The 20,234-nt window shown below is 54.5% G+C and carries 21 protein-coding genes; 3 read left to right on the plus strand and 18 right to left on the minus strand.

Annotation, left to right across the window (positions count from 1 at the left end):
* The 7 genes from C7378_RS15135 to arsM form a co-directional block, all read right to left on the minus strand.
* Positions 1–240 (minus strand): hypothetical protein (locus tag C7378_RS15135; protein ID WP_207901456.1); only part of this gene is annotated, 240 nt, incomplete at its 3' end.
* 83 nt (positions 241–323) lie between these two features.
* Positions 324–743 (minus strand): DUF6908 domain-containing protein, encoded by a 420-nt coding sequence (locus tag C7378_RS15140; RefSeq protein WP_131998655.1) that lies wholly within the window; start codon positions 741–743, stop codon positions 324–326.
* On the minus strand, positions 743–1,654 hold the full coding sequence (locus tag C7378_RS15145) for an ArdC family protein (RefSeq protein ID WP_131998657.1): 912 nt from the start codon (positions 1,652–1,654) through the stop codon (positions 743–745). Before C7378_RS15145 ends, C7378_RS15140 begins: the two co-directional genes overlap by 1 nt.
* A gap of 514 nt (positions 1,655–2,168) precedes the next feature.
* Positions 2,169–3,767 carry a multicopper oxidase family protein gene (locus C7378_RS15150; protein WP_131998659.1) on the minus strand — a complete coding sequence of 533 codons (1,599 nt, stop codon included), beginning with the start codon at positions 3,765–3,767 and terminating at the stop codon, positions 2,169–2,171.
* 35 nt (positions 3,768–3,802) lie between these two features.
* Positions 3,803–5,434 (minus strand): phospholipase C, encoded by a 1,632-nt coding sequence (locus tag C7378_RS15155; RefSeq protein ID WP_131998661.1) that lies wholly within the window; start codon positions 5,432–5,434, stop codon positions 3,803–3,805.
* 128 nt (positions 5,435–5,562) lie between these two features.
* Positions 5,563–5,985, minus strand: coding sequence for an arsenate reductase/protein-tyrosine-phosphatase family protein (locus C7378_RS15160; RefSeq protein WP_131998663.1), 423 nt, complete (start codon positions 5,983–5,985; stop codon positions 5,563–5,565).
* A gap of 67 nt (positions 5,986–6,052) precedes the next feature.
* A complete protein-coding gene (arsM, locus tag C7378_RS15165) occupies positions 6,053–6,961 on the minus strand; it encodes an arsenite methyltransferase (RefSeq protein WP_131998665.1) in 909 nt (302 codons plus the stop codon).
* A gap of 77 nt (positions 6,962–7,038) precedes the next feature.
* Here arsM and C7378_RS15170 point away from each other — a divergent pair, with 77 nt between their 5' ends.
* Positions 7,039–7,458, plus strand: coding sequence for an ArsR/SmtB family transcription factor (locus C7378_RS15170; RefSeq protein WP_131998667.1), 420 nt, complete (start codon positions 7,039–7,041; stop codon positions 7,456–7,458).
* A gap of 2 nt (positions 7,459–7,460) precedes the next feature.
* Positions 7,461–8,582 (plus strand): ACR3 family arsenite efflux transporter, encoded by a 1,122-nt coding sequence (gene arsB, locus C7378_RS15175; protein ID WP_131998669.1) that lies wholly within the window; start codon positions 7,461–7,463, stop codon positions 8,580–8,582.
* A 10-nt stretch (positions 8,583–8,592) separates the two neighbouring features.
* On the opposite strand, the gene mobF is transcribed toward arsB, so the two are convergent.
* The 6 genes from mobF to C7378_RS15205 form a co-directional block, all read right to left on the minus strand.
* Positions 8,593–11,352, minus strand: a complete 2,760-nt coding sequence (gene mobF, locus C7378_RS15180) for a MobF family relaxase (protein ID WP_131998671.1) — start codon at positions 11,350–11,352, stop codon at positions 8,593–8,595.
* 8 nt (positions 11,353–11,360) lie between these two features.
* Positions 11,361–13,250, minus strand: coding sequence for a type IV secretion system DNA-binding domain-containing protein (locus C7378_RS15185; protein WP_243648290.1), 1,890 nt, complete (start codon positions 13,248–13,250; stop codon positions 11,361–11,363).
* A gap of 91 nt (positions 13,251–13,341) precedes the next feature.
* Positions 13,342–13,728, minus strand: coding sequence for a hypothetical protein (locus tag C7378_RS15190; RefSeq protein ID WP_131998675.1), 387 nt, complete (start codon positions 13,726–13,728; stop codon positions 13,342–13,344).
* A gap of 195 nt (positions 13,729–13,923) precedes the next feature.
* On the minus strand, positions 13,924–14,241 hold the full coding sequence (locus tag C7378_RS15195) for a hypothetical protein (RefSeq protein ID WP_131998677.1): 318 nt from the start codon (positions 14,239–14,241) through the stop codon (positions 13,924–13,926).
* 32 nt (positions 14,242–14,273) lie between these two features.
* On the minus strand, positions 14,274–15,248 hold the full coding sequence (locus C7378_RS15200; protein WP_131998679.1) for a TadA family conjugal transfer-associated ATPase: 975 nt from the start codon (positions 15,246–15,248) through the stop codon (positions 14,274–14,276).
* Positions 15,249–15,311: 63 nt separating this feature from the next.
* Complete coding sequence (locus C7378_RS15205) at positions 15,312–15,686, minus strand: single-stranded DNA-binding protein (protein WP_131998681.1); 375 nt, start codon at positions 15,684–15,686, stop codon at positions 15,312–15,314.
* A 231-nt stretch (positions 15,687–15,917) separates the two neighbouring features.
* Between C7378_RS15205 and C7378_RS15210 the strand changes: the two genes are divergently transcribed.
* On the plus strand, positions 15,918–16,115 hold the full coding sequence (locus tag C7378_RS15210) for a hypothetical protein (RefSeq protein WP_131998684.1): 198 nt from the start codon (positions 15,918–15,920) through the stop codon (positions 16,113–16,115).
* A 33-nt stretch (positions 16,116–16,148) separates the two neighbouring features.
* Here C7378_RS15210 and C7378_RS15215 read toward each other — a convergent pair whose 3' ends face one another.
* Genes C7378_RS15215 through C7378_RS15235 form a run of 5 tightly spaced genes read right to left on the minus strand, consistent with a single transcriptional unit; the run spans position 16,149 to position 20,031 of the window.
* Entirely contained in the window at positions 16,149–16,832 is a 684-nt protein-coding gene (locus C7378_RS15215; RefSeq protein ID WP_131998686.1) for a VirB8/TrbF family protein, read from the minus strand.
* 26 nt (positions 16,833–16,858) lie between these two features.
* Entirely contained in the window at positions 16,859–17,707 is an 849-nt protein-coding gene (locus C7378_RS15220; RefSeq protein WP_131998688.1) for a type IV secretion system protein, read from the minus strand.
* A gap of 22 nt (positions 17,708–17,729) precedes the next feature.
* Positions 17,730–18,527, minus strand: a complete 798-nt coding sequence (locus C7378_RS15225; RefSeq protein WP_131998690.1) for a hypothetical protein — start codon at positions 18,525–18,527, stop codon at positions 17,730–17,732.
* A gap of 31 nt (positions 18,528–18,558) precedes the next feature.
* Positions 18,559–18,885 carry a hypothetical protein gene (locus tag C7378_RS15230; protein ID WP_131998692.1) on the minus strand — a complete coding sequence of 109 codons (327 nt, stop codon included), beginning with the start codon at positions 18,883–18,885 and terminating at the stop codon, positions 18,559–18,561.
* A gap of 9 nt (positions 18,886–18,894) precedes the next feature.
* A complete protein-coding gene (locus C7378_RS15235) occupies positions 18,895–20,031 on the minus strand; it encodes a TraB/TrbI/VirB10 family type IV secretion system protein (protein WP_165876835.1) in 1,137 nt (378 codons plus the stop codon).
* Positions 20,032–20,234: the final 203 nt, after the last annotated feature.

The raw sequence follows: 20,234 nt of genomic DNA on the forward strand, positions 1-20,234 counted from the left end.
TTCGCTGTGACCGTTATGTGCCCTCCAGAACGCGCGCCACCCTAAGCCATGCGGCTTCCCGCCGCAGCGGCCACATAACGACCAGCGGAACATAAGGCCGATTATGTGCCCGGGCACATAATCGGCAAGCTCCTTCAAAGCATCGTTCTCGAAGATGTGGCGGGGGTTAGTGGTGGATTCGGTGAGCAGCGCGAGAGGCAGGTTGCGGTACTCGGTGGCATTGGTGATGGTGGTTTCCATGATGATTGCTCCTTTCGAGCATGGTTAAGAGTTGAATGAATAGAGCGGAGACGCACTGGCTGTATCCGCTCCAAGGGAGCGGACTAGCCACGAATGGCGGCGTCCGTGAAGGCTTCGGCGAAGCCTTGCAAGCTGAGGTTTTTGTTCCACTCGGCGGCGAAGCCTTCGTGTTGCCTGTGCAGGTCGAGAAGTGCGACATAGTGGCCGCGCACGATAGCGCGGGAAAATTGCTCCACTGCCGCGTAATCGTTGCGCCAGTAATAGGGGTCGAGCGTGAGCTTGCCTGCAATGGGTTTCGACAACTCGAAGCACATCTCCGGGTCGCGCATGGGGTCGCCGTTTTGCTTGCCGTAATGCGCGATGGAAATTGCAGGGAGTCCCAGCGGTCCCGGTTCCGGTGTGGCTTCGATAACGAGTGCCATGTAAGGCGGATTCTCAATCTTGAGGTAGAGGCTAGGCCGGAAGCCTCCGGCCTTTTCGAGAATGCGAAGGATGGTTTGCATCACGCCACCTTCGCCAGTTCTGCATCGGGCATCGTCTCAGTGCGGGACGGCTCCAGTGCGGCAAGAATGACGGCAGAGGTTTGCTGGATAACTTCCAAGCTCTCGGCGAGCAGTGAAGCATTGCCGTGGTACAGGTGGATGTAGTCAGCGGATGCGGTTCCGGCCTCTAGCCCTACAGCTTTGCCGATAACAAACGCGATGGCCTCGGCCTCGGTCTCCCGCACAACCTTAGTGGTGGTCGTGCGCCGCTCGGCCTTGTGCAACATCTCATGCGCCAATTCATGCACAAGCGTGGAAAACTCCTCGGCCTTTGACTGTCCGGGAAGCACGGCAATCCTGCCGCCGTAGCTCATGCCAAGCGCGGGCGCGATCTTCTCGGTAAAGACAAGCTCGATGCCCTGCTTCTCGATAAACAGAAGCAAGCGGTCGCGGTTCTCGCCCACATCGCCGCTGACTTCGTGCATGGCGGGAAGCTCCGCGCCGTCGGTCTGGCTGACATCGAAGACATACGCAGCACGGAAACCAACCAAAACAGCGCGGTTCTGTTTAGTGATGTCCTTCTCGGCCTCTTCCTTCGGTTTGCGCTTGATGCCAATAATGGGAGCAAGAATGCGGATGCCCTTTTCGCCCTTTTTGACACGGCGGCCTAGCTGGTTCCACGCATACATCCCAGCTACGCGGGTCGCGTCCGGCTTTTGACGTGCAATTTCGAGGATGTTTCCGAAGCTGTAATTGTGAAAGCGGCTCATAGCGTCGAGGTACGCTGTTAATGCATCACTGTGTCCCGCCTCAAGCTGTTCAATCAGGCTCTTTACATTGGAGGCAATAATCTCTTTCGCTGTCTGCCGTTGCTGCGGCTGTTTGGGTTTTTGAGTGGACTGGTGATCGCGCTTAGTGGCTGTGGTGTTCATGGGTGCTTCCTCCTTGGCATTTGCCTTTGCTTTTCATGCCGTCGCGGCATGTACCTACATGCCGAACGCCTCCTGGCGAAGGCGGGGGTAGCAAGGCGCAATGGGGAGGGGGATCACCCACCCTTGCAATGAAGCGAAGCGAGAATGGAAAGGGCGAAGCGCAGCGGAGGGCTGCACAAGCGAAGCGCGGAAGCCTGGGGATACCCCTTGCGCCGCGCGATCGGGGCAGAGCCCCTTAGCGGCTTTTGCTGTTGTTTTTGCTTTTCAGGGAATTAGGGTCGGCGTTGCGGGCAGGAACAGGCCCGCTGTGGTGGGAAGCGCAAGACGCCATGCGGCTGAAGCAGGGAGGAGACTTCCTCCCCCTGAGCGCAGAGTAAAGATTATCGCGTAGTGGGGGAATACAATAGAAGGTATATTCCTCAGTTGAAAAGCGGCAGTAGTCTTGGAGAGTTAAAGGGCGGAAACTACGGCCAGAAAATCAAAAATCTCCGCGGCGAAGATCTCAGAATGGTACTCACGCGATCACATCATAGGGGCGCATCATGTCATTGGCCTCATGTTCAAGAATGTGGCAATGCCATAGATAACGGCCCGTATATCCCTGGAATGGAACAATGATGCGGGTAACCGTTTCGGGCGGACATTGTAAGACGTCCTTCCATCCCATTTCATGTTCACCTGGCAGTCTCGCAACATCCGTGTAGCGCAAAGTTTCGTTCGCGAGGTAGTCATCAACGGAGAAGTTCCTTCGATCCAATATTTGGAAGCGGACCATGTGAAGATGGATCGGATGCGTATCCTGCGTCAGGTTTGCGAGGCTCCATATCTCCACCGAATTCAGTTTTACGCGCTCTGTCACTGGATCTACCCAATGCTTCCGGTTAAGGAGCATCACCATTGGTTCGCCATTATCTCCGTCGAATTCATTCAAAGTCATAAGACGTGTGGAGGCAGCCCGCGTCTCGTCAATTCGTTCGACCGGATGCAGCACTTTCGGTAATTGACTGTTGTCCGTTACCGCATCTTTGCCAACACGGAATTGCATGAGTTCCAGGCCGTCGCTCTCCAGAACGATGTTCTCGCCACGTGCGCTGCTAAAGTCGACAATCCAGTCAGTCCGCTCGGCGGGAGATAGGACGAGGCGCTTCATAGCGACAGCTGCAGAGAGCAGTCCTTGGTCCGAACCGATGACATAAAAGCTCTGTCCGTTTGATAACGAAAGGGAGAAGAAGCGCGAGTTTGCGGTGTTTGCAATTCGCAGGCGGTATTTCCGGGCTTCAACCTCGTGATATGGCTTAATTTTGCCGTTAACCACCATGGCATCGCCTAGAAATTCCTGCGCCCAAGCGCCTTCATCTGGCGGATTGGGATAGTAAAGCTGGCCTTGGGGATCGAAGCTCCGGTCATAGATGAGAAGCGGTAACTCGTACTTTCCAGATGGCAGATTCAATGCCTTCTCAACTTCATCACGAATCAGATACCAGCCCATGAGACCGGCAAAGACATTAAAGCGGCTAACTCCCATCGCGTGGTCATGTACCCAGAGTCCGGTTGCATCCTGCCGATTGGGATAGAAGCATAGCTTGCTTTTTCCCGTGCCGAACCAGTCCTCTGGATAGCCGTCGCTGATGCTAGGAACGCGCGCGCCGTGCATGTGCGCGACAGTTCGCGTTTCGGGAGCATTCAGCATTCCGTGCATCGGAGGATCAAGCGAAAGAATGTGCTTTGCGGGCAGATCGTTGATCCAATCGATCAGGACACCTTCATTGCTCTGCACGTCGAACAGTACAGGTGCTGACGTGCTTCCATATGCCCACATTCTTGACGAAGGTAAATCGCGGTGCATTTTGCAAGAGATTTCATGAACGCGGATGGAGTAATAAGGTGCATCCGTTGCACCATGCAATTCTGAAGAACGCCGCCCTTTTGTTTTCTGTAATTCCGGCAGCGGCAATGGATCTACGAATGAGGCCAGCTTCATCGCATCCAGTGTTTTTGCGCGACCGGATGCCAGATGAGGCATCTCCATACCACGTCCCAAAGTGTTGCGCGTACTTTGGGCGATGCTCGGAAAGCTGAGTAGCCCGGTCATAGCCAGGCTGCCCTTCTGCATGAGCCTTCTGCGTGTCCATTGCTTCAATGTGCTCTCTACTTCCCGGCTTCCACCGTTCCTTTATCAGGATCAAGGATGAGCTTTCCGGTGTTCTGCGGCTTGCCCTTGCTGAAATCAAACATGCTCAACAGCGACCCAGATTGGGCATCGAATGAGCCTCCACTGATGCGCTTACCGTCGAGATAAAGGTCTTCTATTAGGCGGATGATCGAAGTCTGATCCGTGACATTGTGATCGACGTAATTTGCTTTCGCCCATGGAGAGATGACAATCAAAGGTAGACGCGGACCGAAGCCGCAACGGCCTTGCGCATGTTCGGTCGCAGGATTCACGCCGGGGAGTGCATTCGTTCCATCGCCACATTTCCCGACGCCATTAAGCGCATCCTGAGTTGTCGATGAGCCATTCACTAGTGGCCCCATTCGGTGGTCATACCATCCATCCGAATCATCATAGGCAATGATGACCGCCGTGTGCTCCCACTCTGGTTGCTTTTGCACGAAGTTGAGGATGCCGACAACCCAGCGCTGTTCATCGAGTGGGCTGGAGTAGCCTGAGTGCCCATCCTCAAAGCCCGGGGCTTTGAGATAGCTCACTGTCGGGAAATTGCCTGCCTTTACGGCGTCGAAGAAATCGTGCGCATCGTACTGATGATTCGCACCACCATCCTTGTTCATTCCGACCACTTTTGGCGATGAAGGACGAACATGCTTCAGGTTGGCCGTTGACTTGTAATACTGAAATGGCTGATGAAAGGCGATATAGTCGCGCTTGTTGACCGCCGTCCACTTCGACATGGAAGAACGTCGGCACCCAGTTGTTCCATTCGGATTCACAACACTGAGATCAAAACCGCCCTGGAAAAAACCCCACGACACGTCTCCCTCTGTGAGCAGGTCGCCGATGTTTCGTCCTGTCATATGGACGAGTGCATCTGAGGTACTCGTACAAAGATCCCCGGCAGGTTGCGGGTCCGCAATCATGGTAAATCCACCATTGCCATCCGCCACAATACCGCCTTCGGCATTTTGGTCGTTGACTACACCGTTGGTTTGGCCGGAAGCCAAGTTGATGGCACCCGGAGTTGACGGCCCGAAGTTCGTGCCGAAGAAGCGGTCGCTGATTGCGAAGTGTTGCGCGTAATTCCAATAGGCAGTAACCGTATTGCCGTCGAAGTAGCCCATGGTAAGGCCGCTTGTTGCAAGGATGCCGACATGCTGTCCGGGAATGCGGGGACCATCGGGGCGTCCCACGGATTTGGGAAAGAGATCCATTTTTCCGCCGTTGAAGGCTTGCTGCTCCGCTCCATAGTTATGGCTCTGATCCGCAGTTCCAGCCTGATTCCGGTCCAAACGAAATGGGTTCGTGCGTCCCAATTCATTCCCGGCATTTAGAAAGTTCGGATTCTGTTTCAGCAGCTTCTCTGTGTACCCATCTATCTTCGGTGTTCCCGGTAGTGCCGTAAATTTGGGATCGCCCTTCGGGTTGAGCGCATGGGGATAGGTACCGAAGTAGTGGTCAAATGAGACATTCTCTTGATAGATCACGACGATATGGCGAATTTGTTTTTTAGCAACGTCGAGATCCGACGCATGGACAGATGCCGCCGTCAGTATTCCCACTAGCCCAACCCATGTTCCGCGGCGCATCCACTCCATCCACTTCATATAGTCTCCATCTAACATTTTCTATGATTTGATTGGTGGCGCGACATTGCGCTCACCTAGATTTGAATCGTCATCGCTAATTGTAGTTTGTAATACGATATATCGCACTCGCCCAACTGCTCCGTGCATTAGTTGACCATCGTCGCGTTACTTCGTCCAACAGCTTCAGCGAGGATCAACTCAGCAACACGTCTACGAATGTCATCGCGAATGGTTCGGACCTCATCCAATGGTCGTCCCTTCGGATCAGCAAGAGGCCAATCATCTCGGCGCAATCCTGGCACATAGGGGCATTTATCGCCGCAACCCATCGTCACAAGAAGCTTGGCTTCTCGCGCCAACTCTTCTGTGAGCTTCTGAGGTCTGGCGTTGCTGAGGTCGATGTCGATTTCCTGCATGACCTCCATTACTTCAGGATGTATTCGGAGGCCGGGTTCGGTTCCTGCGGAAATTGCTTGCGCTTTATCGGGATCGGCAAAGTGGTTGAAGAAAGCCGCTGCCATCTGTGAACGACCGGCATTATGAACACAGGCAAAAATTACCTTATACATTTGTCTCCTTAATTCTAGTGCGGCGTAAGAACGTCCTTTGAAGCGGCATTTACAGCGCTGGAGCTCTTTACGAGCAGCAGGCAGGAGAGGCAGCGACACCCGGCTTGATGGCATATACCTTCACGCTCGCCGCCGCGGCGTTGACGTCGTAATCTGAAAGGAGTGTCTTCAGTTCCTGGTGCAGCGAAACGGATGCGTCCGGTAGCGGAGCGCAGCACGATCCCTCAATGACTTGCAGCGAATTGGCAGAATCCATGCCGGGTGAGCAGCAGCCCGTTTGATTCTCTACCTTGGCGTAAGCGTTGAGGTCAGCGCCACTATCCACAATCTGAACATGCTCAAAGCCAGCCGCAAGCAAACCGTTTCGATAGTCCTCAATCTTGATCGCGCCAGCTATACATCCAACATAGGCGGCCATACTTTGAGCGACAGCTTCCGGAAGTTCATACTTCAGCGCGATATCGCTTACAGCAACACGGCCACCTGGCTTGAGAACGCGGGCGATCTCACGAAAGACAGCAGGCTTGTCAGGAGCAAGGTTGAGGACGCAGTTTGAGATGATGCAATCGACCGAAGCATCGGGAAGTGGAATCTGGTCGATGGTGGATTGGTAAAACTCAACGTTAGTATAGCCGCCGGCCTTTGCGTTTACCCGTGCCCTTTCGATCATGCCTGGGGTCATGTCAATGCCGATGGCGCGACCTTCCAGCCCAACCATCTTCGATGCAAGAAATACATCGAGTCCACCGCCCGAGCCCAGGTCCACTACCACCTCTCCACGCTTGATATGAGCTGTCGCCGTGGGATTGCCGCAGGACAAACCCATATTGGCTTCCGCCGGAATGGAGGTCAACTCCTCGGCGGTATAGCCGAATGCCTCCGCTACTGCTTTTACCCCTGCATGATCGCTCGATAAAGTGCTTTCCGCGACAGCTCCGTATTTCGATCGGACCGACTCAAGTATTTGCTCTGCCATTTTCGCCTCCGCAAACATATTTGCAAAGACGACTATATCCCTTGCCAACACATTCGTCAATGCGTATAAGTTAACTCATGGCAGCGAAATCTCCGCAGTTCAATATGGAACGGTTCTTTCAGGCTTTGGGCGACAGCACCCGACTTCGTCTGCTCAATCTCATGGGTGACCAGGAAGTTTGCGTTTGCTACTTCGTAGAGATTCTGGAGCAGTTCCAGCCCAAAATATCTCGGCATCTGGCATATCTTCGCCGTGCAGGCATCGTCGAAGCTCGACGCGAAGGCAAGTGGATGCACTATCGCATCGTCATGCCACCGAACATCGGCGCCGCCCAGGTTCTCCGGCAAACGCTTGCATGGATGAAAGAGGAGCGTGCGATGCAGGCTGACCGGGCACGCCTCTCGAAGGCTTGCTGTAGTCCTGCAAAGTTTGCTGCTCTTCAAGGCGCGCCTCTCCCCGTCCCCATCGATCTCCCCATCGCACCAGAAGCCAAATAGCTATGTCCACTACACCTTATACGCAGGGCCAGATTTGCGCTCCACTTCCACGGAAGAAGCTCTCTTTCCTCGATCGCTTTCTTACTCTATGGATTTTCCTCGCGATGGCAATCGGAGTCGGAATCGGCCACTTCATTCCGGCGTCCGCTGGCTTCGTTAATCGCTTCCAAACCGGAACTACCAATATCCCCATTGCAATCGGGCTCATCATCATGATGTTTCCGCCGTTGGCGAAAGTCCGTTACGAGAAGTTGGGAGAGGTCTTCCGCAACAAGCGTGTCCTCGGCCTATCACTGGTACAGAACTGGATCATCGGGCCAGTTCTGATGTTCCTGCTCGCTATCGTGTTTCTTCACGGCGAGCCCGCCTACATGCGCGGCCTGATCCTGATTGGCATTGCGCGGTGCATCGCGATGGTCCTGGTCTGGAATGAACTGGCGGAGGGAGACACAGATTATGTTGCCGGCCTTGTCGCTATCAATAGCGTATTTCAAGTCCTCTTCTACAGCCTCTATGCCTGGGCATTCCTGACGGTGCTTCCGAAGTGGTTTGGCCTTGAGGGGAGTGTCGTCCAGATTGGCATTGGCCAGATTGCGAAGAGCGTCGGTCTCTATCTCGGGGTTCCGTTTGTTGCTGGCTTCCTCACGCGCTTCGTTCTCATTCGGTTGAAGGGAGAGAAATGGTATCGGACACGTTTTATCCCGCGTGTGAGTCCGCTGACTCTAATTGCGCTGCTGTTTACAATCCTGGTGATGTTCTCTCTCAAGGGTGATCTCATTGTTCGATTGCCTTTAGATGTCGTTCGCATCGCCATCCCGCTGGTTGTCTACTTCCTCATCATGTTCCTGGTGAGCTTCTGGATGGGGAAGCGGCTGGGTGCGAACTACGCGCAATCGGCAACGCTCTCCTTCACTGCGGCGGGTAACAATTTTGAGTTAGCGATTGCGGTGTCGGTCGCGGTTTTCGGCCTGAACTCTGGTGAGGCGTTCGTCGGCGTGGTGGGACCGTTGATAGAAGTTCCGGCACTCATCGGACTTGTCAACGTTGCCTTCTGGATACAGAAGCGTTACTTTGCCTCTGCCAGTAAAGCCTTTGAAGTCCATCCAATCGAGGACGCTCCTTGACCTGACAACTTCAGAGAGAATATCCGACCGCCATATCGTTGGCTTGCGACTTACCAACGCCATGTTCGATGCTCAGTGGAATATTATGTGCCTTTCCGATTTCGACCGCTGAGGTCTTATTCACGTCATGGCTAAGACCAGGGATAAGCGACGCCATATCATTGGTATAGATCTGCGCGTCATGCGACGCGCGGGATATGGAAACATAGGCAAAGCGGCTGTTTATCAGATCAGGGTGGACGTTTGTGTCGATGTTGACAATCACCCGCTCGGCAGTCAGTCCTTGTGAACTGTGCGAAGTCACGGCATAGCCGTGGTCGAAATGGCGCATCCGGTTCGCATCGAAGGAAACAATCTTGTCGCTATCCATGCGGACGGCGATCAACCCGTCTTTTCCAATCTGTTCCACGGTACCGAGATGACGGTTGGCGACACCAAGCTCACGGTTCACCGCGGTGAACTGGAGGCGGTCGCCGAGGGCAAATCCAAGTTCCAACTCCCGGTACGCATTGATGCCTTTGAGGCGATGCGGATTGTAGATAATCTGTTCACCGCTGTTTTTCTCGACCGTTAGAAGGTTTTCAGTAGGGTCGGTTGCGATGACGCGGGCATAGCTGCCAGCCTCAATGCCTAATGCTTTGCTTCCCACGGAATATCGCAGAACGTCGCCTGCCTCATACCTGGATGCCCAGTTTCGGTCCGCCCCGGTCATGTCCTGTCGCGGCACCAACACGCGGATGATTACGTCATCATAATTCAACACGCCTTTGGATTTGAGGTCCTGCCGTACTGCCTGATTCAACTCCCTGCGGGACGCATTGTCGGGTGAAACGATAAGGGTATTGGCCGGGTCTGCCGCATATGCCCTCGCAATTGCATTAACGCGCTCGACAGGATTTGCAATTTCGCTAATACGCCCTTGCTGCTGAAGCATGGCGATTCCAAGGGCGGTTTCGTCACGAGCGAAATATTCGACGACCTGCTTCAACTCAGGATCTTTTTGTCTGACGATGTGATCGAGTCGAGCGGTGTGCATTCCGGCTTCCTGCAATTGCTCGAAAGGGCGTCCTGCCTCCACGCCCTGATGCTGGCGCGTGTCGCCAATGAGCAGGACGCGATCCTGCGGTCCCATTCGATCGAGGAAGTCCTGCATCTGCCGAGTGCTGGCAAGACTCGACTCATCGACGAAATATAAGGTCTTTTGTCCCGCATCTTGCTGTGGAACGCGTGCAAGAAACCCTTGTAATGTACCGGCGGCCACACCTGTGTCGTGTAGCTGCTGAGCGGCGCGTGAAGTGGGGGCCACGCCCGCAACTTCATATCCCTTTGTCTGGGCGGCTTCACGGATCGCGGACAGGGCTGTCGTTTTTCCCGTTCCGGCAAGTCCCTGCAGCCCCTGAACCTTATCGGGAGAAATGAGCACGTCCTCCATGACAGTTCGCTGGGCCTTATTAAGGTGAGCATTCGCGTCTGCGGCATGGATCGCTTCGCCGATGGGCATAATCGGCGCAAGCTGGTTTTGCCCCTCCCGCATCAAACAAACAATCTGGTGTTCCTGAGCAATGGTCTGCCGCGTTGTGAAATGGCGGCTGGAGTCATGCTGATTTGGCAGCATTAACTGAAATTCTCCGGCGTGATGCCTGGCTTCAAAGTTCCTCCGCACGTCGGGATATGTGATCTCGCCCATGCCCCGCCGAAGCGCATCACGGTAAAGCAACCGTTCATCGGTGACGGCTTCGCGCTCGAAGTTTCTATCGCGGGCGAAGGTCACGGCCTCCTGCGCGCGGCGGTCACGATTGGGTTGTGATCTGATGTGCTGCAGAGCCCGTTCCTGCGCGGCTGCGAATACCCGGTCTGCCTGATCGCCGAACTGCGCGGCGAGAGCACGGTGCGCCATGAGTACATCCCGGTCGGAGGCGATTGCTTTCTTATCGCGGGTGGCATGAGCGGCGATCTGTGCCGCTTCCGGACCAACGAAGCCATTGCGTTCGAGATGCTCACGAATCTGTTGGCTACGTGGACTGGAAGCGTCGAGATACTCCTGGGTATATCCCTTGATCTCGGGCGCGCCGCTTCTTCCCGGTGTTATCTCATATCCAAGTTGCGATAGCCGGTACATCAGCTCAGATTGATAAACGGCAGTCGCAAACTGCTGGGACTGGAAGAGACTCTGCGGTTGCACGGCGCGATATTGGCCGTTCTCCCGCTCTGTCATATTAAAGATAACGGCATGGGTATGGAGCTGTGGCGCAGCATAACCGTCCACAGGACGGGCAGTATCGTGCTCGAATTTTGCGGCAACGAATCTTCCTGTTGGTTCTGCCGGGTTGTTACCGCCGATCCGGGCCTGCGTGTACTTCTCCAGTTCCGTAAGCGCGACATTGACAGCTTCTCGGTGGGCCTCCCGCACCCGGTCATCGCCGCCGACAAGAGCCGTCAGCGACACCGATTTGGGCGCGGAGAAAGTCGCATCCCAACCGGCGCGGTGCTCCATCGGAGAAACGCTCTTGCCGTCCGCGGTGTGGTATTCCTTCGCTGGGCGGTGCCGGACCAACTGCTCTTCGGTATTGGGATGCTGGCCCTGGCTGAGCCGTGCGAAATCCTGCGCGGACACCGCTCCGGCCAAGCCAAACTGGTCCGCCAATCTACCCTGCCATTCGCCAACCGCAGCGCCTTTTTGGCTCCAGTAGTTCTGTTCTCTGGCGGTGAATTCTTTGGCGTGGTAGGTTTGGGCCTGCCCGGCATTCAACGGTTTCGAGATGGTCAGCATACATGACCTCAAATCTGCGGACTGTGCCAGAGTTCGCCTTGGCGGCCTACGCTCTGCTCCACTTTTTCTGGCTCTGTGGGCAATGGCGCATCAACTTTACCCAGAGGTAAAGGAGGCTGGATTACAGGTGGCCTTTCGCCCTCACTAGCCTCCTGTTTCGGCTTCCGGTGGATATAGTCGTTGACCAGGCGCTCTACAAATTTCGGCTGCGACGCAGGCACATCTATATAGGGAAAGGAAAAGCGGGCAACATGGTTTCCATATTTAAGAAAAGCCCGCAAATTCTCCAATCCACTGATCTCGGAATCGAGAACCAGCGGCTCGACCTGCCGATCGATGGAAAAATTGCGGCCATCGCGGGAGCCGTCAAAATGGGTCTCGCGCATCCGTTCGATTTCAACCTTGCCGATGGCTTTACTGACCCACTCGGCGGCGTTTGGTTCGGTTGTCTTCAGAAAGATTTTGGTGGCTGGCTGAGAGAGCATGACCTCGGCCAAATGGCCATAGATCACCTCAAGCTGGGCCTTGCCCTGGAACCCCAGCACAATTGGATTCTTTGATTTACGGTTCTCAGTAATAGCTGTATGGAGCTGGGGAAGCTTCTGCAAGGACGCCAATTCATCCAGTACGAACCATGCCGGCCTCTGGTTCTCCTTGGGAGCGGTCAAGAGTCGGAGCACAAGCATGTCAATCCATAGGCTGTGCAAGGGACGAAGCGCCTCCCGTTCCGCTGGCTGGGAGGTAATGAAGATCCATCCTTTCCGCTCTTCGGACCATTCGCGGGCCGTCCACCTGGCCTCAGTTTCCGACTTTTTTGGCAGGAGGCGAAAGCTGTCCGCAACCAAGCCCAGAGAGCCAAGAACCCCCGACCGTTGTTGTGGCGCTCGCGGATCGATCAACGCCGCCAGTTCGGTTCCTTTGACCCGGTGATCGATCTCATCCGGCTTGGACATCCAAGCCACAAGCTCCTGAGGCGACGGCTGGTCCAGTAACAGATGAGCAAAGATCTTTTGCGGGCTTTCAATAAAGAACTCGCCCTTGCGATCGGTCGTCGGCTGAAAGAGCGATGCCGCAATGGTCTTCGCCTCCGCCCAGCGCACCAGTTCCTCCGACGGTCCCCAATATGGGCAACGTTTGTCCAGTGGGTTAAGAACAATATCGCCTCGGTTTTCATCATAGAAACGCTGGATAAACTCGCAGGCCGGATCGTAAATGATGGCGGAATGTCCCCGCGCTTGTATCTGCCGGAGGAGTTGCATGATGATCGTGGTCTTGCCTGTGCCGGTGTCGCCGATGATCTCGATGTGCTGGTCCTCCGCTGCCTGCGGAATCCTTAACATCTCCTTGCAATCATCGGTCTTGATTCCAATACCTGTGCCATGCACAGCGCGGTTGAACTCCCTGGGCGTGACCATTACCGGCCCTTTCAAGCGGCGGCCATATTTGAGTTCCTTGCGACGGCGGATGTCCCTGGGAATGGAGAATGGAAGCTGGAGAACCAGTGCGGCCAACCCAAAGCTCAACGGCAGTGAAAAGCGGGTAAACAGTCCCACATCGTCGTAGATCGCGTGCTTTAGATAGGCGTGGAGCGGTTTGTTTTGATATACCGTCAGCGGACCGCGATACAAATAGGCAAAGCCTGCTTTGGTGGCGGCGGTAGACACCTTTAAGGGCAGCGGTCTGCCCGCTCTCTGCGGTGTGTTGCCAGCCTCTACATCCTGCTCCGTTACCAAAAACGAGCGGCGCTTTCCATCCGAAACGAAGAGCAATTGATACTTGCCGGCTTTATGGATAGAACCGGTAATCTCTGTCTTCAGGTAGAGCGGAAGATAATACTGCTGCAATGGCGTCATTCCGTACGCGAACCGAAGATAGACGAAGAAGCCGGTTGCGATCAATGCCAGAAAGATCGCCCCGTAGGTATAGATGGGCTGCTTCGGCGGCCAGAAGATCGTCTCTTTTCTGCCCCATTTCGTCTCTGCCATACAGTTACTCCTTCCTCTCTGTCGCTCTCTGGGCAAGCACTTCCTGTGCGGCTTTATGCTTGTTGGCTTTCACCTGCCGCATGATCTCCTGGTATTGTTCGGCGCTGATCTTTTCGCCCTGTGCCATGGGAGAAAGTACGTTCGTAAGGAAGAGCTGAAGGCCAACAATTTCCGTCAATAGCCGAGTAGAAGAATCAGCGGCACAGGCGATGTTTATCCATGCGAGTAGCTGTTCTCGCGCCCAATCGCCAATTGTCCGGCCAGCCTTCCACGCCACAGTTTCAAGGGTGACGTACTCCGATTCGGTGAGGCGAACTCCAATCTGCCGGTTGCGTGTGGCAGGGCGTTGCACATCTCTTGCAACCTCCACAGTCAGAGTTTTTGTCGTCATAACTGACCTCCACTTTGCGGTAACAAACGGTATCCATCGTTACCGTTCGTTATCGCGTATTTCTCAATCTATTCATTTCATTGGCAGTAGCATTCGCTATCAATCGGTAGCAAACGCCAACCTGTAAGGGGTGGAGTGTCGAAATAACCCGGTGCGAAGCACCGTCTATACTCCACCACGGATATTAGGTATGAATCATGCCTTCAATACCTGCACGGAATCGCTGGACTCCACCCCGGCAGCAGGCTTCTTATTGGCCTGCTCAACCGCATAGGGGGCAGTCGTGGTCCTACGGATACGAAGAGTGGGCGTCACCTTCTGCGCGTGTGGTGTCTTCAGGAATTCCTGAAAGTCACGGTCCTTACTGAAGACGTAAGCAAGCGCCTGTTCCACAACATCATCAGCCGACGCATGGATGAAAGAAGCGTACTGATCGACCAGGGTTGCAGTCGTGTCCGTGAGCCGGATAGAGGCGCTGAGTTGGCGGGTTTGGATGACTTCAAGTAGTGGCATCTGGATCTCCTTTGGATGAAATCAAATGAGCTTTATGCGCCGGAACCGTAGGTGTTTTGTATGGCGAAGACCGGGTCAATATAGAATGCTTTGGCGTCACGATCGTACCCGCGAAGCGCTATCACTTCGCGAACCATGCGACAGCCTGGTTGGCGCTCGATGTGGACAACGAAATCGACCGCTTCTGCAATTTCGGCTTCGGTGTCGGTGAAGGTCGATTGGGCATGGTTTCGCATGACCAGATTGGCAAAACGATGCAGGGCCTTTTCTGCCGAGTTCGCGTGGATCGTGGCAAGCGAACCGGCATGGCCGGTATTAAAGGAATCGAGTAGCGTACGCGCCTCGATTCCGCGCACTTCGCCAAGGATGATCCGGTCCGGTCTCCAGCGGAGAGCGGACTTCAAAAGATCATCGAAAGAGATATTGGCCTTGAACGTATCTGTCTGGCATTCGACAGCCAGAATATTCGGTTTCTGGATGTGAAGTTCCGATGTATCCTCAATAACAACGATGCGTTCTTGCTCCGGAATGGCATCCGCCAGGATTCGTAAAAGTGTCGTTTTTCCCGTCCCGGTTCCGCCGCTGATAAGCAGCGTCTTTCCGCTGCGAATCTGCTGCGATAAGAACTCCGCAAGCGGCCGCGTCAGCGTGCCGCGAGCGATGAGGTCATTAACCGTATAGTGGCGGCTGGTGAACTTGCGAATCGTAATGGCCGGAGCCGGACGCACAACGGGCGGGATGACAGCCGCCAGGCGGCTCCCATCCGGAAGCTGAACGTGCAGAACCGGATTGTCTTCATCGAGCCGTTTGCCAAGCTGGTTGGCGATCACTTCGAGGCCGGTGCGGAGCTTGCCGGCGTCGAAGGAAATAGCCGTATCGCGGCTGATAATACCCTCCCGTTCATACCACCATGAAGCATCGGGATTGCCCATAATTTCGCTGATGCTGTCATCCAGCAACAGCGGCTCAATCGGGCGAAGGAACGGGAGGATCAACTCAAAACTCATAGCGGCAATCTCCAGCGGTGGAAGCCCGGCAACCCGGGCTTCCGAAGGTGAAGAGGAAAGGGCCTATGCGGCCTCTTCCTCTGTGGAAACATCGTCGTCTTCCGGCGATGCCTTGGCTGCCCGATCCAGCTTCAGAATCGAGCTGACCCGGATTTCCCAGATGGTCTGCTCCGAGTTCGTCTTCTTGCTGTCGTACTTCCGGCTGCGCAGCTCGCCCTCGACCTGGACATGAGCGCCCTTTTTCAGCGTAGCGGCGAACTCTCCGAGCTTGCCGAAGGCGATGCAACGGTGCCATTCGGTGTGCTCGATGTACTTGCCGTTCTTCTTGTAGGAAGATTTGGTTGCCAGCGAGAGAGTGGTCAGGCCGCGGTTGTTGTTGGTGCGAACCTCTGCATCTGCGCCGAGGAATCCGATGAGGGTGACTTTGTTCTGGTACATGGTGGTGATCTCCGTTTCGTTGAATTTCCCGTATCCTGCTCGGGTCACACAGGCGAAGCCAAGCGAGTGGCCCCGGCTCCCAAGGCCGAAGCTCTGCATTTACGGAGGGTCCGTCATAGACGGAAACCGTAACCCGCAGGGTGGCGCAGCCAAAGCAGAAGAGCAAGCCTGCCGCAGGGCGCCGGACAGGCCCGAAGCGTGACCCCGAGCAGAGGACGGGATACGAGGCGGATGAACCCCGAATGCACCGAAGTCATCCTCTCTATCTCGGTGGGTAAGGTCGCCCACACCGTAGCCTTCTTTCGAGCGGCAAAGACTCCCCAGAAGGAAGGCATCGAGCACGCCCCGTTGCTCTTTCGCCAGCTCAGAGGTGCCGTGCTGGGCGCTTGCAGAGACGAGTTGGGCTGTGCAACCGGATTGGCAGCATGATTCAACATCGGAATGACCTCGGATTCTGGTTCTCTAACTGAAGGCCTGGTCGGCTCGGAAACGCACGATCATTAATCCCAGAGGGTTCACGGCCAGCTCATTGTTCTTGACGTTCTCGCGGAAGACATAGGTGACGCTGGCGACCCATCGCTCCCGCTTGAGTTCAGTATGGTCCGCCGGATTTGTGTACACCTTCTCGAACTCGATTCGCGCCGAATAAGGAGACTGCCGCAGGTCGTCAAGAATGACGTTCTTGATCTCCACGTCAACATACGGAAGCGTGGAGTCATTCCGGTATGTCAGGATGACATTGTTCTGGCGTTCCTGCGCGATTACGGCCCGCTGCACATCGCTATTGAGGAAATAGAGCGAGTTCGTTTGGTCCCGCTCGACCGTGAAACGGTTGCGCGAGAAATACAACTCCGCCCAGCGGGAGAGGTAATATTTGTTTTCGGCTTCCTGGGGACGGTATTGGAAGTTGCGGTAATCGATAGCCTCGGCGCGGCCAACATCATTGATCCGAACAATCAATGGATGCATATTGGCGAGCGCTTTCTGGCTCTTGAAAACTAGCGCAGCCAGCATGAGCGAAATTACCGTGAGCGCAAGGATGGTCACTTTCAAATACGTATTTATTACCAGAGGGTCGCCGTACTGCTCCAGATATCGTTCCGCAGCACGGGTGATTTCGGGAGATGCTTTCGTCGTAATGTTCATGAGTTTCTCCGAAGCATTTACGCGCTCTATATACTGCGCAGAAGCGCCACTGTAGCAATGCCCACGCCTCCATCATGTCCTCCGTGACTTCCTGAAAATAACGTCATGGTCATGGCGGGTATTTTGAACAAGATGTAAACGTTGACGAGAACGAGAATGATAAGTCCTGGCAGGTGTGTCACCATCGTGACTGGATCGAGCGAAAACAATGTCGATAAATAAGATGTATAAAGATGGCTCAGAACGCTAAGCGTCGCCGCCGCAATGACTTTGAAAAATGCGAAACCCACGAATGCCTTGAGCCAGCCCCAAAACAGGAAGTCGAGCTTGTCGAAAACAAGAAAAGGTATAAATACTGGCCCGACGAGGCCAATGACCGTCATTCCAATGGCAGCATAGGCGAGTATCGCAACGATGGAAGCACTCAGTAGCGAAATAATGAGCTGCACCACGAAGTAAACAAGCGCGTAATAAGGTGACAATAACGCTTTTGGGATGGCCCCTCCGAGCGGCTTTTCGGCTTGATGGAGCGTATTGAAGATGGTAGTTACACTGTCTTTGCCTATAACGGTAACAAGGCTCTGTGCGCCTCCGTTAATGAAGCCCTTAAGGGAGTAGCCGATGCCGGGAATGCTATTGTCGTAGAACTTCACCATCACGTATGCAAATGTGATGAGCATAAAGAAGCTCAGGAATTTACCCATGTTGAAGCCGGGGCCACCCTGTGCGGAAGCCAATGCTTCCTGTACCCCAAACCATACGAGCATGATGGTGGCCAGAGCGACGCACATATGCAGACCGAGCGCGGTGACGGATGGCGCTGCCGTGGCAGTCAGCGAATCGCAGCCCGTCGTAATTAATCTCAGCAGGTCCATAGCAAACTCCTGGAAACATTGTTTAGTAGCTCAGAGCGTCGGCTGCATGGTTCGTCATAGGTGCAATAACAGTGTTGTAATCACGCTCATAAGCAGCGGCGTCCTGAAACCCAGCCTTCATCGCATCCTGTTGCTGTTTCTGCGTAACAATCTGTTGTAGCGCGATTGCTTGCCGAAGCTGATTGCCTTCCTGCTGCTGCCGGAGTTGGAGAACCATTGCTTGATTGATACGCTGCATCGTGGCCATATCGGTATGTTGAGCTGGGTCCATAGAATGGCTCGCCTGTTCGAGTGCGGTAATGTCCTGTTCGCGCCGTATTTCATTCGATCGCATGGTGCCAAGGGTTTGGAGATTGCTTTCCGTAATCGAATCGCTCAGGTCTGTTGTGGCCCCTTCCGCCGCAATTTGCTGCTGCGCAGAGGGGCTGAGGGAACCATAGTCGGACAGTTCTCTTGTGCGCGGCACACTGGCATATTGATAGGCAGCCTGAGCGTTAGTTCCGGTATTGGCAGTATTGATGACAGCTTGGGAGTTGCCGTAGGTATTCGCGGTACGGTTAAGCGCCGTCCAATACGTGGATGGTGAAACATAGGGCCGATAGAGGTTCGCGGGCGACCTGGCCATTTGTTTAGCAAAATTGTAGGCTGCTATAACGTTCTGAGTCGTTTGAGCAGTAGTGGTATAGAGTTGCCTGGCCTGCATGATCTGCTGGACGGCATGGCCGGATTGCGTGGGATCGAAGACAACCCCTCCAAACTGGGCTTGGGCAGCCACCCCGCTGAGAAGCAACGTTGCAGTAGTAATGGCAAAACATTTCATGTCCGGTTCTCCTTAAATCGCAAAGTAAGGTTCATTTGCTTGTGGCATCGAGAACTTCCTGTTGAAGTTGTTTGGTTTTTGCATCATCGGCCTGGCACTTTGCCGTGCGCTTCGCCTCCTCGGCTGGATCGACATTCGGCTTCGCAGCAGCACTTTTAGCCGCAGTTCCAGGAACATAGTTAAGGGCATCCGCTGCGCCGCTCGTCATTGGATCAACGCAGTCGAGTTGATATTGCTTATAAGCTGCGGCATATTCGGCCTGTAAGCGTTGGAGTTTATCCTGCTTGCTTTCGCATCCAGTCAAAGCAAGGTTTCCGAGGATCAGCCCTATCGAAACCCATGTGGCAGTGTTTTTCATGCAAGCCTCCTATAACGTCTGTGGAATAGTGTGATTCTCATATGCCGGGAGCAACATATCCTGTGTGAAATAGACCTTCACACGATGTCCCTCCCGGATAGTGATATTTGGCGGTATCTGAATAAATCGGTCAAGTATTGTTGTTGCGGACTGGGAGATAGATGCAGACGCTCCATTTGTGAACTGCTGAGAACCAGATCCCGCAAAGGTGCCGCCACCCTGAGCAATTTCGCCCGCTCCGGCAACGATTCCTAATGCAATCGAGGTTCCGAATATTTGGAGATAGTGATTGTTCACTTTATCTTTCAAGCCCTCTTCGCCAATCTGGTCAAGGCCATGAAATTGGTTCAGGTCAACGGAGTAGCCGTCCGGCATAATCATCCGGTGGAAGACAACGGCCATGCGGCGCTGTTGGCCAAATCCAGAGGAACCGATCTTGCGGGCCTCCCCCAACACAATCGTCCCATCTGGGATGAGCACATGCTGGTGATCGTGAGAGTAAACGGGATTGGAGACCAGTACCTTGACCGGGCCGACAGCATCGCCGTCCAACCGATTCATCAGAACAGTGTCCATCGTCAGCCCCTCATAAATCACATAAGGCTGTCCCGCAGCCGAGTCGATATTGACTTCGGGGCCATGCTTAATCGAAGACTGACCGACTGGAACCGGAGTAGGGCTTCCGGCCGCTCGCGGCATAGTCAAGCTGCTGTCCGGCTGCGCTGCAGTCGTATAAGGATTCTGCTGGGAAACGTATTCGTTTGAAGATACAGCTTTATGGGTTGTCAGCTGCGGCGGCTGAGCTTCGGCTCCACGCGAATAGGCGAGGTTCGATGCGAACCGTGCATTGTAGGCAAGCTCGCGCTCTTTGGCAGCGAGTTGCTGGGCCTGCTGTTGCTCAGGGCTAAGTTGAGGTTCACTACTATTCTGCTGCCCATAAGTAGCTGGTGGGCAAGTTTGGCCGGGAGCACAAGGAAGAGCCTGACCTGTAGGGTCATACGCAGCAGCGGCAGATTGCTGGGCGGGCGTCGCACGCGCAATCATAGCCGCATTCGTAGCGGCAGCCGCCTGTTCTTGTTCCTTTAGCTTTTCTGCTTGAAGTTGATTCCTTAAGTCAGCAACATTATTATCCGTGTTGTCCTGCACGGCAGGTTGCGGAGGCTGTCCCTTCGTCGCGTCCTGCTGAGCCGAGGGCTTCTTTCCGCCCGAACTGAAGATTGCGGCAACAATTACAAGCAATGCCGCTCCAAGATAAAGGAACACCTTCAGGTTTTTTCGGAGTACGCCCTTCGGTTCCACGAGGCTGCGACGCAGTTCGGGTAGCTCAAAGATATCCGGGGCTGCCGATG

Origin of the sequence: Acidipila rosea (assembly GCF_004339725.1) — a bacterium.
GTDB classification, from domain to species: domain Bacteria; phylum Acidobacteriota; class Terriglobia; order Terriglobales; family Acidobacteriaceae; genus Acidipila; species Acidipila rosea.